Source organism: Stenotrophomonas sp. YIM B06876, from assembly GCF_030711595.1.
Taxonomy (GTDB): domain Bacteria; phylum Pseudomonadota; class Gammaproteobacteria; order Xanthomonadales; family Xanthomonadaceae; genus Stenotrophomonas.
Genome location: NZ_JAUJUJ010000131.1, coordinates 1 through 991 on the forward strand (window position 1 = coordinate 1; position 991 = coordinate 991).

The window sequence follows — 991 nt, forward strand, 5'->3', positions numbered from 1 at the left end:
GGCGGGCTCCAGCGGGGCGGCAGGGTCCGCAGGCATCTGCCGGGCGGCGGCGTCCAGCATGGCATCAGTCCAGGATGCGGGTGGCCGTTGCGTCCAGCCGGGGCGGCGTGACGAAGGTGTGAAACGGCGCAGGCGAGGGCACTTCCCACTCCAGCCCCTCGGCGCCGTCCCAGGGTTTTTTCGGCGCCCGCTTGCCCCGACCGCGCAGCGCCGGAAAAACGACAAACAGCACAAAATACAGCTGCGATAGGGCAAAGGCAAACGAGCCCAGCGAGACCAGCATGTTGAAGTCGGCAAACTGCAGCGGGTAGTCGGCGTAGCGGCGCGGCATGCCGGCCAGGCCCAGAAAGTGCATCGGAAAAAACGCCACGTTGAAAAACACCAGCGAGGTCCAGAAGTGAATGCGGCCGCGCGTCTCGCTGTACATCACGCCGGTCCACTTGGGGCTCCAGTAGTAGTAGCCGGCAAACAGGGAAAAGAGCGCCGCCGCCACCAGCACATAGTGAAAGTGCGCGACCACGTAGTAGGTGTCCTGCAGTTGCACGTCCAGCGGCGCAATGGCCACGATCACTCCCGTCATTCCGCCCATGACGAACACAAAAACGAAGCCCGCACCAAACAGCATCGGCGTCTCGAACGAGATTGCGCCCTTCCACATGGTGGAGACCCAGTTGAACACCTTGACGCCGGTCGGCACGGCCACCAGCAGCGACGCGTACATGAAAAAAATCTGCCCCGTCGCCGGCATGCCGGTGGTGAACATGTGGTGCGCCCAGACAACCATGCTGATGATGGCAATGCCGGCGGTGGCATACACCATGGAGATATAGCCAAACAGCGGCTTGCGCGAAAACGCGGGAATCACCTGGCTGATGATGCCGAAGCCCGGCAAGATCATGATGTAGACCTCGGGGTGGCCAAAGAACCAGAAGATGTGCTGGTACATCACCGGGTCGCCGCCGCCGGCAGCGTCGAAAAAGCTCGTACCAAA

General features: G+C 62.3%; 1 protein-coding gene. It reads right to left on the reverse strand.

Features of this window, described 5'->3' with window-relative positions; genetic code table 11:
* Window positions 1-64 precede the first annotated feature (64 nt).
* The coding region (locus QZH66_RS15335; RefSeq protein ID WP_305806772.1) for a cbb3-type cytochrome c oxidase subunit I at window positions 65-991 on the reverse strand (927 nt) is incomplete at its 5' end.